This window comes from Mycobacterium sp. (genome assembly GCF_965229105.1).
Taxonomy (GTDB): domain Bacteria; phylum Actinomycetota; class Actinomycetes; order Mycobacteriales; family Mycobacteriaceae; genus Mycobacterium.
On sequence record NZ_OZ245858.1, the window covers coordinates 1,527,003 to 1,541,246 of the forward strand.

Genomic DNA, 14,244 nt, shown 5'->3' on the forward strand with positions numbered 1-14,244 from the left:
GTCAAGCCAATAACGGTTCGAGCGCGGATCGCAGGTCAGCGGCCTTCGGCACGCCAGAGGTGCGGTACCTCAACCGGCCGCCCGAATCGAAGATGAACGTCGTCGGCAGCGACAGCACCGAAAGCTTGCGTGCAGCGGCCGGATCGGCGTCCATATCTATCTCCACGTGCGCTACCCCGCCGAGATCCGCACATACCTGGTTGACGACCCGGCGCACACCAGCGCACGGCCCGCACCACACGGCGCTGAAGTGCACGATCGTCGGGCCGGTCAGCGAAAGGCCCAGGTCAGTGGTGTCCGGCTGGTCTGCATCGTCGCCATCGGATGCCGATGTGCCGCGCAGAACACCCGAGCGTCGGTTGATCAGCCAGCCGACCAGGCCTGCGAGGCCGAGCGCCACCACGATGGCAATGGCCGTGATCAGCACGGGAGTCATGACTGTCTAAACCCGTCGAGTGTGATCGTTACTCCCTCGGCGATGCCTTCGATGATGACGTCGGAGCCGCGGACACCTTGGCTGGTCGGCCGCACGCCGAACGGCAGCTTTTGGTCGGGCAGGCTCGATGCGAAGGCGGCAAGCACGGCAGCCTTGTCCTCGTCCGGGACCGCTTGGTCGGCGGTGCCGGGTCCGGTGAGGATGCCGGTCGGGGTGAAGACCAGCGTGGTCTGATCGGCACCTGTCATCGAAAGATCGACCGAGATGCTGACGCGTTTGTCGAATCCTGTTGAGCGAGGGGTGCCGGTGAAGACCAGGCCTTGACTGCCCGAGATGCCTGATTCGGTGGTGCCGCCGGTCGCGTCATTGGATTCCTTGGGCGGTGCCTCGACCATCAGATCGCTGATGCCGATGAACCGGCCCAGATGTGCCGAATCGATGATGATGCGGCTTTCCAGCTTGCCCACTGGAAGCTTGGCATCGGGCCTGATCAGCCACGACGCTTCTGTCAGGTCGATCGAGTGCAAGGTGCCCTCCAGGGAGGCCTTTCCAACCCTGGGGTGCTCAACGTCGTTGGCTTTGATCTCCACTTCGTCGTAGTGGTGATGCATCGCCTGGGGAATGAAGGGGAAACCGAGGATGGCGACCGACGGATCCCATTTCAGCTCGGCCGAGCTACGGACGGTTCGAGCCACCCGATACTCGGCGAAGATCGTGGTGCCGAAGTCGGCGCCGACGGCCCCGATCACGACGGCGAGCACCGTCACGCCGAGCCCGATCAGCAATTTGCGCACGTCGACATTCTGGCCCAGAAGGTCGCCAGAACCGCGCCACTGGGGCCTCTGAGCCGCCCGCCGCCCCCTTAGCGCGGCTAAACAGCAGGTTGCAAGCTATCGTTAGGGCACCTTGGCCGGTAACAGTGATGTGTCGGCCATGAATCGGGGAGATGATCTTCCGATCGCTGGAGGGCCTATTGGATCTGCTATTGCTCACGGTCGACCCTCATCCTGAGGCTGTGTTGCCCTCTCTGTCGCTGCTCGCACACAATGTGCGGTCGGCGCCCACTGAGGTTTCGTCTCTTCTAGAGGCCGGCACCGCGGATGTGGCGATCGTCGATGCGCGCACCGACTTGGCCGCCGCGCGCGGTCTTTGTCGACTTCTCGGCACCACCGGCACTTCGGTGCCCGTCGTCGCCGTCGTCAACGAGGGCGGCCTGGTTGCCGTCAACGTCGAATGGGGTCTGGACGAGATCCTGCTGCCCAGCACCGGACCTGCCGAGATCGACGCACGGCTGCGCCTGCTGGTCGGCCGTCGCGGCGGCATCGCCAATCAGGAAAGCGTCGGCAAGGTCAGCCTCGGCGAGTTGGTCATCGACGAGGGCACCTACACCGCACGGTTACGTGGTCGCCCGCTCGATCTGACCTACAAAGAATTCGAACTCCTCAAATATCTCGCGCAGCACGCCGGCCGGGTATTCACCCGCGCCCAACTGCTTCAAGAGGTGTGGGGTTACGACTTCTTCGGTGGAACGCGCACCGTCGATGTCCACGTGCGGCGGTTGCGGGCCAAATTGGGCACCGAATACGAGTCGCTGATCGGAACCGTCCGCAACGTCGGCTACAAGGCGGTTCGGCCGGCTCGGGGCAGGCCCGTGGCGGCGGAGTCCGATCTGTCCGATGACCTCGGCGATGACGGGGACGGCGATTTCGAGTCGGCCCCCGACAGCGTGCCGGACTCTTTGTCGGACCCGCTCCGCAGTCAGTGACCCGGCTCGAATGGCGGACGTCGATATCGACGGTCGATCAACGGCAGATCCGTGACATCATCGACGCCGCAACGCAATTCGATGCGGTGCCGCCTGTCGGCGAACAGGTACTGCGTGAGTTGGGTCATCAGCGGACCGACCATCTCGTCGCCACCGACGGCGCCGGTGACGTGGTCGGCTATCTCAACCTGACGCCGGAGATGGCCGAACTCGTGGTGCATCCGCGAGCGCGTCGCCATGGTGTCGGCTCGGCACTCATCGCCGCCGCCCAGCAACGCTCCGAGGGGCGCAGCCGGTTCTGGGCCCATGGCACCCTGCCCGCTGCCAAGGCGACCGCCGCCGCCCTTGCCTTGGTGCCCGTCCGCGAGCTGATGCAGATGCGCCGTTCGCTGCGCGATATCGGCACCCAGGAGATTCCCGACGGCCTCGAGATCCGCACCTACGCCGGCCCGTCCGATGACGCCGAGCTACTGCGCGTCAACAACGCGGCCTTCGCCTGGCATCCAGAACAGGGCGGCTGGGACGAGGCCGATCTGCAGGAGCGTCGCGGGGAGAGCTGGTTCGATCCCGAAGGCCTGTTCCTTGCCTTCGATAGCGGCTCGGATCGACTGCTCGGCTTTCACTGGACCAAGGTTCACCCCGAGGAGCCTGGGCTTGGCGAGGTCTACATCGTCGGGGTCGATCCGCAGGCCCAAGGCAGGGGACTGGGCCGCACGCTGACCCAGGTCGGGGTCGCTTCCCTGGCCCGCGTGCTGGCCGACGAGCAGGATCCGACGGTTCTGCTCTACGTCGAATCCGATAACGCCGCCGCGGTGCACACCTACGAGCGGCTGGGGTTTGTCGTTCACAGTGTCGACACCGCCTATGCGGCAAATATTGACGCCAGCAACACCAAGGCTTGATTCACAGCCGGTAGACACCCTACGTTCGCGGCGCTGTTCACCGTTCGTTCATCTGCCATCGGGTTTTAGTCCACAACCAGCGAATACCTTGCCGAAGGAATGGCACTGGCAGCTGGGCGACCGTCCCGGCGGGTCCTTGATGAAAGCGGGATAGGTGAAGCGCAATAGTTTCGGCAAGACAGTTCTAGCGACCGTGTCAGCGACGGCAATCGCCGGATTGACTCTGACCGCCTGTGGTAGCGACAACAACGCGGGCACCAGTAGCTCTGCGGCTGGGACATCCGCTGCGTCCGGCACGTCGTCCGCGGCAGCGGACTGCGGCGGCAAGGCCGCGTTGACAGCAGAGGGCTCGACCGCCCAGCAGAACGCGATCGCCGTGTTCAACCAGGTCTGGGGCCAGAAGTGCGCCGGTAAGAACCTGTCCTACAACCCGACCGGGTCGGGCGCAGGTGTCACACAGTTCATCGCCAACCAGGTCGACTTCGCTGGTTCCGACTCGCCGCTGTCCGCGGAACAGGTCGACCCGGCCGCCGCGCGTTGCGCAGGCAACCCGGCCTGGAACCTGCCGCTGGTGTTCGGCCCCGTCGCGCTGGGCTACAACCTGCCGGGTGTCGACAAGCTCGTCGTCAACGCCGACGTGCTGGCCAAGATCTTCAGCGGTGCCATCACCACCTGGAATGACCCGGCGATCGCCGCGCTCAACAGCGGCGCGACCCTGCCCGATACCAAGATCACCCCGATCTACCGCTCGGACTCGTCGGGCACCACCGACAACTTCCAGAAGTACCTGACGGCTGCGGCACCGCAGACCTGGACCAAGGGTGCAGGCAAGGAGTTCCAGGGCGGCGCAGGCGAAGGTGCGCAGAAGACCGCGGGCGTCGTGCAGGCGGTCCAGGCCACCGAAGGTTCGATCGGCTACGTCGAGAAGGGCTTCGCCGATCAGGCCAAGCTGACCGTCGCGCAGATCGATACCGGCAATGGCCCGGTCGAGCTGACCGATGACACCGCCAAGACGGCCATCGACACCGCCAAGTTCGCGGCCGAGGGTAACGACCTGAAGCTCGACCTGAACTCGCTGTACGCCACCAAGGAAGCCGGCGCGTACCCGTTGGTGCTGGCCACCTACGAGATCGTCTGCTCGAAGGGTTATGACGCGGACACGGCTGCTGCCGTGAAGTCGTTCCTGACGGTCTCGGCCAACGACGGCCAGGCCGGGCTCGCCGCAGCCGGCTATGTGCCGCTGCCGGACAAGTTCAAGGAGCGTCTGCTGACCTCGGTGGACGCCATCCAGTAAGTCTCTCGCCCGCCCATCCAGTAGCTGCTTTGCGAACCGGCCTAAAAACGGTGAGGATGTATGACCAGACCGATAAGTGATGGGGTCGATGTGACACTGCCGAATCCCGCCGGTGCCGGATCGGGAGAAGCCTTGGCTCAACCGATCGGGGAACCGCCGCCCGTTTCCACCAATCCCAGTAGGAACACCAAAGTTCGTCTGGGGGACCGGGTTTTCCGCGGTTTGGCCGAAGGTTCGGGCATCCTCATCATCGCCCTGATCGCCGCCATCGGATTGTTCCTGCTGTGGCGGGCGGTGCCTGCACTGTCCCGCAACACCGAGAACTTCTTCCTGTACGGCGGGAACTGGGTCACCACCGACACCTCGGCGATGAAGTTCGGCATCTTCGACCTGCTTCAAGTCACGGTGTTCGTCTCACTGTTCGCTTTGGTATTGGCGATGCCGGTAGCGCTGGGTATCGCGATATTCCTCACGCAGTACGCACCGCGGCGGGTGGCAGGTCCACTCAGTTACATGGTGGACCTGCTAGCCGCGGTGCCGTCGATCATCTACGGCGTCTGGGGTATCTACGTGCTGGCGCCGGTGATCAAACCGCTGGCGGTGTGGCTCAACGAGAACATGAGTTGGTTCTTCCTGTTCGCCACGGGTAACGCGTCGGTGACCGGCGGCGGCACGATCTTCACTGCGGGAATCGTGCTGGCCGTGATGATCCTGCCGATCATCACCGCGGTCAGTCGTGAGGTGTTCATCCAGACACCACGCGGGCAGATCGAGGCCGCTCTGGCACTCGGCGCCACCCGATGGGAGGTGGTGAAGACCACCGTGCTGCCCTTCGGTCTGTCGGGCTACATCAGCGGCGCCATGCTCGGCCTCGGTCGTGCGCTCGGTGAGACCATCGCGCTTCTGATCATCCTGCGCGGCACCCAGAAGGCGTTCGGGTGGTCACTTTTCGACGCCGGCTACACATTCGCCAGCAAGATCGCTGCGGCGGCATCGGAGTTCAACGACGAGTACAAGGCGGGCGCCTATATCGCGGCCGGCCTGGTCCTGTTCATCCTGACGTTCGTGGTGAACTCGCTGGCCCGCGCCGCGGTCAGCCGGAAAGGCTAAATGATGACCTCGACGCTCGACAAGCCGGTCAAGTCGCTCACCTTCCAGGGCGTCAGCACCCGGCGCAAGATCACCAATAACCTTGCCACCGTTCTAGTTACGCTGTCGGTACTGGTCGCGCTGGTGCCGTTGATCTGGGTGTTGTACTCGGTGATCAGCAAGGGCATCGGTGTCGTCCTTGACTCCACCTGGTGGATGAATTCGCAGGCCGGGATGACCGCGTTCGCCCCCGGCGGCGGTGTCTACCACGCACTTGTCGGCACCCTGATGCAGGGTTTGGTGTGCGCCGTCATCTCGATCCCGATCGGTGTCTTCGTCGGCATCTACCTCGTGGAGTACGGCGGCGGCACCAGGATGGGCAAGATAACCACCTTCATGGTGGACATCCTGACCGGTGTGCCCTCCATCGTCGCAGCGCTTTTCATCTACGCGCTGTGGGTTGCCACCCTGGGCTTCCCGAGGTCCGGCTTCGCGGTATCACTGGCGTTGGTCTTGCTGATGATCCCGGTGATCGTGCGATCTACCGAGGAGATGCTGCGCATCGTCCCGATGGATCTACGGGAGGCCAGCTACGCACTCGGTGTGCCGAAGTGGAAAACCATTGCCCGCATTGTCATTCCGACGGCGCTGTCGGGCATCGTCACCGGCATCATGCTGGCGCTGGCCAGGGTGATGGGTGAGACTGCGCCGCTGCTGATCCTCGTCGGTTACGCCCAGGCGATGAACTTTGACATGTTCGGCGGATTCATGGGCTCGCTGCCCGGCATGATGTACGACCAGACATCGGCAGGCGCAGGCGCCAACCCGGTGCCGACCGATCGGCTGTGGGGTGCGGCGCTGACCCTGATCGTGCTGATCGCGGTCCTCAACATCGGCGCGCGGTTCGTCGCGAAATTCTTTGCCCCGAAAAAGATCTAGGAGCAACTCATGGCTAAACGGCTGGACCTCAAAGACGTCAACATCTACTACGGCTCCTTTCATGCGGTGGCGGACGTGTCGCTGGCGGTGCCGCCGCGCAGCGTGACAGCGTTCATCGGACCGTCGGGTTGCGGCAAGTCGACAGTCCTGCGGACGTTGAACCGCATGCACGAGGTCATCCCCGGTGCACGGGTCGAAGGCTCGGTGCTGCTCGACGGCGACGATATCTACGCCTCCGGAGTGGACCCGGTGGGGGTGCGCAAGACCATCGGGATGGTGTTCCAGCGGCCAAACCCGTTCCCCACCATGTCGATTCGCGACAACGTGGTGGCCGGACTGAAATTGCAGGGCGTGCGCAACCGTAAATCGCTCGACGAGACCGCGGAGCGCTCACTCAAGGGTGCCAACCTGTGGAACGAGGTAAAGGACCGGCTCGACAAGCCCGGTGGCGGCCTTTCCGGCGGCCAGCAGCAGCGGCTCTGTATCGCCAGGGCGATCGCCGTGCAGCCTGACGTGCTGTTGATGGATGAGCCGTGCTCGGCGCTTGACCCCATCTCCACCCTCGCGATCGAAGACCTGATCTCCGAACTCAAGCAGGACTTCACCATCGTGATCGTCACGCACAATATGCAACAGGCCGCCCGGGTCAGTGACCAGACCGCGTTCTTCAACCTGGAGGCCACCGGCAAGCCCGGCAAGCTGATCGAGGTGGACAACACCGAGACCATCTTCTCGAATCCAACCCAGAAGGCCACCGAGGACTACATTTCCGGCCGCTTCGGCTAAGGCGCTGCTTGCGGGTTCAGCGCCAACCCTTTTCCGCCACAATCAGCACGTAGCGATGCTCAGCACCATGGCACCGTTGCTGAATTGTGAAAGCCCGCACCTGGCGGGCCAGGAGAGGGTCAGCCATGACGGCGGAGAATCTGGCGGATCCCGCCAGCGCAGACAAAGAGTGTCTCGATTGTGGCTATGAACCGGAGCTGAAACGAACCCTTGGCGGGTTCGAAGTCTTCGCAATCTCTTTCGCGTTCATCTCGGTGGCGGTCGGCATCTTCGCCACCTACGGCGCTGTCTTGAGCAGCGCCGGACCCGCAGGCATCTGGCTGTGGATCGTGGCATCGGTCGGGCAGACGCTGGTGGCGCTGGTGGTCGCACAGTTCGCGGCGCGGATCGCGCTCAGCGGATCGTCCTATCAATGGGCGTCGCGATTGGCCAGTCCCAAGATCGGCTGGTTGTTCGGCTGGCTGACCTTCTGGTACCTGGCAATCGCCGTCGTGGCCATGGACAACGCATTGGCCAGCCAGGCGTTCATGCCGCTTGTCGGTATGGAGGAAAGCGAAGACACCGCGCGGATGATCACCGTGGCCATACTGGTCATCCAGGCCGTGCTGGTGATCGCCTCGACGCGCCTGCTCGGTTTGATCACCTCGGGCGCGGTGGGTATCGAATTGGGCATCGTGGTCGTGCTGGTGGTCGCACTGGCCGTGGTCATGGTATTCACCGGCAGCGGCGACGCCGCCAACCTGACCTCACGCGGGATCACCGTCACCGACCCCAACTACTTCGCCATCGGCGGCGGATTGACGGCAGGCATGATCATGGGGCTGACCACTCTGGTGGGCTTCGACTCCGCGGCGAACCTTGCCGAAGAAGCCAAGGATCCGTTCCGCAGCGTTCCGCGCGCGATCATCGCCTCGGTCGTTGCGGCAGCGCTGTTGGGGCTGATTTTCCTGATCGCACTCACCCTCGCCATCAAGGACATCCCCGCGGTGAGCAACAGCGCCTCGCCGGTAGCCGCCATCATCCGCAGTCAACTCGGGCCGGTCACCGAGCGAATTCTGTTGGCGGGCCTTGCTTTTGCGATGTTCGGTGCCGGAATGGTGGTGATGGCCGCGTGCTCGAGGCAGGTCTTCGCCATGGCCCGCGACCAGCGATTTCCAGCGCACGCTTTGATGCGACGAGTCCATCCCAAGACGCAGACGCCGGTTGCGGCGACGCTGCTGATTCTGGCTGTCGGTGTCGTCTTGATGCTCGCGCTACCCGGTGAAGCGCTGCTGCAGCTCATCATCGGCTCGACGATTCTGCCGGCACTGATCTACGGCGCCACAGTGATCCTCTATCTGGGGGTACGGAAGAACCTCGACCACAAGGAAGGCGGGTTCAGTCTGGGACGGTTCGAGGTGCCGGTCGCCGTTTCTGCCCTGATCTGGGTGGCCATCGCGTTGTTCGCGCTCGTCACTCCCGGTGACGCCTCCATCCCGGTCCTCATCGTCATCGGTCTCATCGTCGCCGGTGGCATCTATTTTGCGTACCTGATGATCGTCCATCGCGAGGTCCTCGACTCCGAACCGTAGGCACAGGACGACAAAAACCCCGCACGCCGAGCGTGCGGGGCTTTTTCTGGCCGACTGGTGTGTGGGTGTTACGTGCCGCTGTAGACGTCTTCGTCGTTCGTGGGGAACGCACCGGTGGTCTGGAAGATGACCCGTCGGGCGATCTCGACAGCGTGGTCGGCGAAACGCTCGTAGAACCGGCCCAGCAGCGTGACGTCGACCGCGGCGGCAACCCCGTGCTTCCATTCGCGGTCCATCAGGACGGTGAACAGATGCTGGTGCAGATCGTCCATCGCATCGTCTTCTTCACGGATGCGGGCCGCCTTCTCCGGATCACCGGACAGCAGCACCTCCTGCGCGCTATTGCCCAGTTCGACTGCCACCCGACCCATTTCGGCGAAGTAGCCGTTGACTTCCTCGGGTAGCGCGTGCTGCGGGTGCCGGCGGCGGGCGATCTTGGCGACGTGCAGCGCCAGCGCACCCATCCGGTCGATATCCGCAACGATCTGAATCGAGCTGACGATCGAGCGCAGGTCACCGGCAACCGGTGCCTGAAGCGCGAGCAGGACGAAGGCGTTCTCTTCCGCTTGCAGGCTCATCGCGTTGAGTTGTTCGTGATCGGTGATGACCTGTTCGGCCAGCACCAGATCTGCTTGCAGCAGAGCCTGGGTGGCACGCTCCATCGCCACCCCTGCTATGCCGCACATCTCGCCAAGCTTGGCCGACAATGCCGATAACTGCTCGTGGTAGGCGGTACGCATGGGCCCAAGACTACTTTGGCCACCCCGCGATCGTCACGGCGTACCGGGTGAACGAACGGTGAATGCCCGCCAGCTATTCGCAGGTGGTGTCCGCGCCGTTGGTGACGGTCAGGTCTTCGGGTAGGGCGGTCGGCTCGCTGCTACCACCGTGGGTGACGTGCACACTGACCGAGGAACCGCTGGGTGGGGCAGCGCTGACCGTATTGAAGTCGGGGCCGAGCACGACCTTCACCACATCACCCATCCCGCTGACCCGTTCGATCTGCGGGCTGCCGAACGCGGCGGCAACGGTGGCGGCGGCCTGCTCGTTACCGGCCGAGAACATCACCGTGGTCGAGGTGACTTCCTTCGGATAGTCATCGGGGGTGTCGACCTTGAAGCCTTGTTCCTCCAGCCCGCTGGCGGCGGTGGTGCCCAACCCGTCCTCACCCGTCGAATTCGACACGTGCACTGAGACATCGGCGGGCGTTGTGGTGACCGCGTTGACGAGCTCGCTGGTCACCGGACCCGGCGGCGGTGGCGAGACCTTCGTCGTCTCGGTGGCCGAGGCATCTGAGGATTTGTCGGTGGCCGGCAACATGGTGGCGTTCATATCGTTCTCGCCCGGCAGCGGATCGTCGTTGATGATGGCGTCGAACAACGCACGGATTCCGTCGGTGCGCGGTTCCTCGTTACCGTAACTGTCGGTGATTCCGGTGGTCGGAACCGTCACGAAGGTGATGCGACCCGCCGATATTCCTTGGAGGGACTGGCCAAGATCGACGAGGTCTTTCGTCCCGATGTTGTCGACAAAACTGTCGTTGATGAACATGTTGACCACGTTGTTCAGCTTCGACAGCGAGAAGAAGGTCTCCTTGGAGATCAGCGAACGCAGCAGCGAGGACAGGAACAACTGCTGACGTTTGATTCGGCCGTAGTCGCCGTTGAACTCGGTGGTGACCTGGCGGGCGCGCACGTAGTTCAGCGCGGTGTGCCCGTCGACCATCTGCCGTCCGGCATTGGCCAGGACAGTGCCGAGTTCGTAGTCCTCCAACGGCGTGGTGCTGCACACCTCGACACCGCCGAGGGCGTCGACCATCGTGGCGAATCCGGCGAAGTCCACCGCCATGAATCGGTTGATGGATAGGCCTGAAATTTTCTGGATGACTTTGACCAGGCATTTCGGCCCGCCGAACGCGTAGGCGGAGTTGAGTTTGGTTTCGGTGTAGACCTCGTCGGGACCGTAGGACTCGGTGTCCTCGTCGTAGAGCGGCCCGTATTTGCCGGTCTCGGGATCCCACGCTTCGCACTTCATCGGGGTGATGGCCAGATCGCGCGGGAAGGATACGGCCACCACCCGTTTGCGATCGGCGGGGATATTCACCAGCATCACGGTGTCGGAGCGGGCGCCGCCGGCGTCCTCGGTGTCACCGGCGCCCATATCGCTGTTCGCGCCGATCCGGCTGTCGACGCCGACGATCAGGAAGTTCTCATCACCGAACTGGGCGTTGGGGTCGACGATGTCACGCGAGTTGAGATCCAACGCGGCAACGGTGTTGAGGCTCTGGTTCTTCGACGACGTCCACCGCCAGGCTCCGCCGGTCAGGACAAGCGCCACGATGGCGACCAAGGCCACCAGTGAGCGCCCGGCAACCATCAGCGAACGACGCCGCCGCGGGTGGGACTTGCGTGGGGGTTCGCCGTCGCCACCGCCGGAGCCATCGTCACCGCCGGAGCCGTCGATTCGGGCCGGCAGCGCACGGTCGGAGATCGCGGGGAGCAGCGTGGTGTCGGCGATGGCACGACGACGTGCGAGTGCGGCCAGGTCGGGGATCTCGGAGGCATAGGCCGAGGGGGTGGGGACGGTCGGCGGGTCGCCCAGCTCCAGAGCGTCCGAGATTTCGGCATCGTCCTCTGGCCACTCGCGGGCCGGCTCCTGCTCTGGTTCCGGCGTTCGCGACGCGGGCCGCAGATTCGCCGGGACGTCGCCGGTGATCTTCGCGATCAGGTCGGCGACGGTGATGCCACCGGTGTGCTGGCCCTCGCTGGGGGCTGGCTCAGTCGGGGTGGGCGCAGGCGGGCGATCGGAAACATTCTGCCGCTCCCACGGCGCGGCGGCTGGTTCGGGCCGAGCAGGTTTGGTAAGCCACTGGTTGACACCGTCGGATCTTGGCGCGCGGGGGCCAGGAGTGGCGTTATCGCCGTCACTCATGTCCTAATCCGGCCTCCGGCTCTAGCGGGGTCTAACGCGCCTCGTTGCGCGAGCGTCGTTCTCTGGGTATGGCGTTGCGCTTACATCGCAGTCCGTCAGCGGACAGCGCAAGTGTTCCTATGTCTTTAGCAGGAGTGACCGCTGCTCCGCCACCGGGAGCGATACGACTCAGGTCCACAGGGTACTGAGACAACCTGAGAGATCTGGTGACGAGACCGTCTCGATTCAGCCACCGGAGTGCATAGCGTCAGCACCCGCAGGCACCGTGCAGTCGTCTGGATCGGCGAGCCAACCCTCCGGCAGGGACACCGACGACGGGGAACCCTGTCGCCCGCGCGGTCCGTTGGCTGCGGGCGGAAAGGGGACGTCGGGGTCGAGTCTGCTGAGCAACTGGTCGAGCTCGTCGAGCGTCTTGACCAGGGCAAGGGCCCGGCGCAGATCAGAGCCGACCGGGAAGCCGTGCAGGTACCACGCGACGTGCTTGCGGATATCGCGCATCCCTTTGTCTTCGCCGAAATGCGCGGCGAGCAGCTCGCCGTGCCGACGGATGATGTCGGCGACTTCACCCAGAGTCGGCGGGACAGGCGCGGGGCTGCCGTTGAAGGCCGCGGAAAGTTCGGCGAACAGCCAGGGCCGCCCCAGGCAGCCACGCCCGATGACGACTCCGTCACAGCCGGTGGTGGCCATCATTTCCCACGCGTCGCCGGCTTCGAAAATATCGCCGTTGCCGAGCACTGGAATGGTGCGAACATGGGCCTTGAGCTGGGCGATCTGGTCCCAGTCGGCGGCTCCCGAATAGCGTTGCGCCGCGGTTCTGGCGTGCAGCGCGACCGCCGCGGCGCCTTCCTGTTCGGCGATTCGGCCGGCGTCGAGATGGGTGTGATGCGTGTCGTCGATGCCCACGCGGAACTTGACCGTGACCGGAATATCGGTGCCTTCGGTCGCCTTGACCGCGGCGGCCACGATCTGGCCGAACAGCCGCCGCTTATAGGGCAGGGCGGCGCCGCCACCGCGGCGGGTGACCTTGGGCACGGGGCAGCCGAAGTTCATGTCGATGTGGTCGGCCAGGCCCTCGTCAGCGATCATTTTGGCCGCGGCAAACGTGGTATCCGGGTCGACGGTGTAGAGCTGCAAGGACCGTGGCGACTCCTGCGGAGCGAACGTGGTCATGTGCAGCGTGGATTCATGGCGCTCGACGAGCGCGCGGGCGGTGACCATTTCGCAGACGTAGAGGCCGCTGACGGTTCCGACCCGTTCCTGTTCCAATTCCCGGCACAGCACCCGGAATGCGACATTTGTCACACCGGCCATCGGCGCCAGCACCACGGGACTGGGCAGTGCGAACGGCCCGATCTGCAGAGCAGATCGGGCCGACTCGCGTCCTGGCCGTTCGGTGGTGTGGATCAGGAAGCCGCCGACGACGTCGTCACGAGAAGGTTCTTCATGGCCTTCTTCTCTGCCATCTTCTTCTCCCGTTCGAGACGACGCACCTTGGCGATCTCGAACTTCTGGCAGGTTTCCTCGAGCTCCTCGACCAACTTGCCGAGATCGTCGCGCAGCGCAGCGGCCTCGCCGGTGAAGTCTTCCCGCTCGAAGATGCGCCACTTCTTCAGAACCGGCATCACCACGTCGTCGAGGTGAATCCTGGGATCGTAGACACCGCCGACAGCGATGATCACTGCCTTACGGCGGAAATCGGGGACGGTGTATCCGGGCATCTTGAAGTTGCGCAGCACCCGGTGCAGCGACTTCATCGCCTGGTTGGGCGCAATGTCCAGGCCCGCTGCCGAGGTGTCCCGGTAGAAGATCATGTGCAGGTTCTCGTCGGCAGAGACCCTGGCCAGCAGTTGGTCGGCAACGGGTTCGTTGCACGCCTTGCCGGTGTTGCGGTGCGAAACGCGGGTCGCCAGCTCCTGGAACGTGACATAGATGACCGAGTCGAACAGGCTCTCGGCAAACATGTCGCCCTGCTGATTCTGGCCCGGGCTGAAGCCGCGGGTGACCTGCTCAAGCCGCAACACCTCGAGCTCGACGGGGTCGATGGCCCTGGTGACAATCAGGTAGTCACGCAGCGCGATGCCATGCCGGTTCTCCTCGGCGGTCCAGCGGTTGACCCACCATCCCCACGGATCGTCCATGGAGAAGTTCATGGCGATTTCGCGGTGATAGGACGGCAGGTTGTCCTCGGTGAGGAGGTTCTGCACCATCGCCGTCTGGGCGACCTCGGACAATTTCGACTGCGAGGGATCCCACTCCTGGCCACCGAGGGCATAGAAGTTCTTGCCATCCGACCAGGGGATGTAATCGTGCGGATTCCAGTCCTTGCGCATCTGCATATGTCGATTGATGTTCTGCTCGACAACCGGCGACAGTTCGCGCAAAAGCTGCACATCGGACAAGTCTTTCGACATGGTCCCTCCAGTTATCTGTATCCGTTGGTTGCACTCAATATATCTGTGTACCCCGGTACCATTCAAGTTGCCCCTCCGGCATGTCCGTGAGTAGTGCGGGGTCTGGCCAAGGCAGGTAAT

13 protein-coding genes are annotated in these 14,244 nt (G+C 64.0%); 7 read left to right on the top strand and 6 right to left on the bottom strand.

All coding sequences use genetic code 11. From position 1 onward, the window contains the following. Window position 1: 1 nt before the first annotated feature. Both ADBZ9O_RS07380 and lmeA read right to left on the bottom strand, forming a co-directional pair. A complete protein-coding gene (locus ADBZ9O_RS07380) occupies window positions 2-436 on the bottom strand; it encodes a TlpA family protein disulfide reductase (RefSeq protein ID WP_526529819.1) in 435 nt (144 codons plus the stop codon). Then, window positions 433-1,248, bottom strand: a complete 816-nt coding sequence (gene lmeA, locus ADBZ9O_RS07385) for a mannan chain length control protein LmeA (protein WP_526532933.1) — start codon at window positions 1,246-1,248, stop codon at window positions 433-435. The genes ADBZ9O_RS07380 and lmeA overlap by 4 nt, the downstream gene beginning before the upstream one ends. A gap of 134 nt (window positions 1,249-1,382) precedes the next feature. Between lmeA and ADBZ9O_RS07390 the strand changes: the two genes are divergently transcribed. The 7 genes from ADBZ9O_RS07390 to ADBZ9O_RS07420 all read left to right on the top strand — a co-directional run bounded on the left by ADBZ9O_RS07390 (window position 1,383) and on the right by ADBZ9O_RS07420 (window position 8,782). After that, complete coding sequence (locus ADBZ9O_RS07390; protein WP_526529821.1) at window positions 1,383-2,201, top strand: winged helix-turn-helix transcriptional regulator; 819 nt, start codon at window positions 1,383-1,385, stop codon at window positions 2,199-2,201. Continuing rightward, window positions 2,198-3,103: a mycothiol synthase gene (gene mshD, locus ADBZ9O_RS07395; protein ID WP_526529823.1), complete on the top strand. Its 906-nt coding sequence runs from the start codon at window positions 2,198-2,200 to the stop codon at window positions 3,101-3,103. The genes ADBZ9O_RS07390 and mshD overlap by 4 nt, the downstream gene beginning before the upstream one ends. Window positions 3,104-3,257: 154 nt before the next feature. Continuing rightward, window positions 3,258-4,397 (top strand): phosphate ABC transporter substrate-binding protein PstS, encoded by a 1,140-nt coding sequence (pstS, locus tag ADBZ9O_RS07400; RefSeq protein WP_526529825.1) that lies wholly within the window; start codon window positions 3,258-3,260, stop codon window positions 4,395-4,397. A 60-nt stretch (window positions 4,398-4,457) separates the two neighbouring features. After that, window positions 4,458-5,507 carry a phosphate ABC transporter permease subunit PstC gene (pstC, locus tag ADBZ9O_RS07405; RefSeq protein ID WP_526529827.1) on the top strand — a complete coding sequence of 350 codons (1,050 nt, stop codon included), beginning with the start codon at window positions 4,458-4,460 and terminating at the stop codon, window positions 5,505-5,507. A 3-nt stretch (window positions 5,508-5,510) separates the two neighbouring features. Next, window positions 5,511-6,425 (top strand): phosphate ABC transporter permease PstA, encoded by a 915-nt coding sequence (gene pstA / locus ADBZ9O_RS07410; protein WP_526532935.1) that lies wholly within the window; start codon window positions 5,511-5,513, stop codon window positions 6,423-6,425. A gap of 9 nt (window positions 6,426-6,434) precedes the next feature. After that, the gene (gene pstB / locus ADBZ9O_RS07415; protein WP_526529829.1) at window positions 6,435-7,211 is read left to right on the top strand and encodes a phosphate ABC transporter ATP-binding protein PstB; all 777 of its coding nucleotides are present in this window, start codon (window positions 6,435-6,437) and stop codon (window positions 7,209-7,211) included. A 125-nt stretch (window positions 7,212-7,336) separates the two neighbouring features. Next, window positions 7,337-8,782: an amino acid permease gene (locus ADBZ9O_RS07420; RefSeq protein ID WP_526529831.1), complete on the top strand. Its 1,446-nt coding sequence runs from the start codon at window positions 7,337-7,339 to the stop codon at window positions 8,780-8,782. Window positions 8,783-8,850: 68 nt separating this feature from the next. Here the strand turns inward: ADBZ9O_RS07420 and phoU are convergent, their stop codons facing one another. From phoU to ADBZ9O_RS07440, 4 genes are all read right to left on the bottom strand, one after another. Then, complete coding sequence (gene phoU, locus ADBZ9O_RS07425) at window positions 8,851-9,522, bottom strand: phosphate signaling complex protein PhoU (protein ID WP_526529833.1); 672 nt, start codon at window positions 9,520-9,522, stop codon at window positions 8,851-8,853. A 73-nt stretch (window positions 9,523-9,595) separates the two neighbouring features. Then, the gene (locus ADBZ9O_RS07430; protein WP_526529835.1) at window positions 9,596-11,713 is read right to left on the bottom strand and encodes an LCP family protein; all 2,118 of its coding nucleotides are present in this window, start codon (window positions 11,711-11,713) and stop codon (window positions 9,596-9,598) included. A 225-nt stretch (window positions 11,714-11,938) separates the two neighbouring features. After that, window positions 11,939-13,072 (bottom strand): tRNA dihydrouridine synthase DusB, encoded by a 1,134-nt coding sequence (gene dusB, locus ADBZ9O_RS07435; protein ID WP_526532937.1) that lies wholly within the window; start codon window positions 13,070-13,072, stop codon window positions 11,939-11,941. A 44-nt stretch (window positions 13,073-13,116) separates the two neighbouring features. Further along, on the bottom strand, window positions 13,117-14,124 hold the full coding sequence (locus ADBZ9O_RS07440; protein ID WP_526529837.1) for an acyl-ACP desaturase: 1,008 nt from the start codon (window positions 14,122-14,124) through the stop codon (window positions 13,117-13,119). Between the last annotated feature and the right edge of the window lie 120 nt (window positions 14,125-14,244).

Excerpts from the sequence above, each read along its gene's own strand:
- ADBZ9O_RS07390 (WP_526529821.1), top strand. The coding sequence starts at position 1,383 with ATGATCTTCCGATCGCTGGAGGGCCTATTGGATCTGCTATTGCTCACG.
- ADBZ9O_RS07440 (WP_526529837.1), bottom strand. The coding sequence starts at position 14,124 with ATGTCGAAAGACTTGTCCGATGTGCAGCTTTTGCGCGAACTGTCGCCG.
- pstC (WP_526529827.1), top strand. The coding sequence starts at position 4,458 with ATGACCAGACCGATAAGTGATGGGGTCGATGTGACACTGCCGAATCCC.
- ADBZ9O_RS07380 (WP_526529819.1), bottom strand. The coding sequence starts at position 436 with ATGACTCCCGTGCTGATCACGGCCATTGCCATCGTGGTGGCGCTCGGC.
- phoU (WP_526529833.1), bottom strand. The coding sequence starts at position 9,522 with ATGCGTACCGCCTACCACGAGCAGTTATCGGCATTGTCGGCCAAGCTT.
- pstB (WP_526529829.1), top strand. The coding sequence starts at position 6,435 with ATGGCTAAACGGCTGGACCTCAAAGACGTCAACATCTACTACGGCTCC.
- pstA (WP_526532935.1), top strand. The coding sequence starts at position 5,511 with ATGACCTCGACGCTCGACAAGCCGGTCAAGTCGCTCACCTTCCAGGGC.
- ADBZ9O_RS07430 (WP_526529835.1), bottom strand. The coding sequence starts at position 11,713 with ATGAGTGACGGCGATAACGCCACTCCTGGCCCCCGCGCGCCAAGATCC.
- ADBZ9O_RS07420 (WP_526529831.1), top strand. The coding sequence starts at position 7,337 with ATGACGGCGGAGAATCTGGCGGATCCCGCCAGCGCAGACAAAGAGTGT.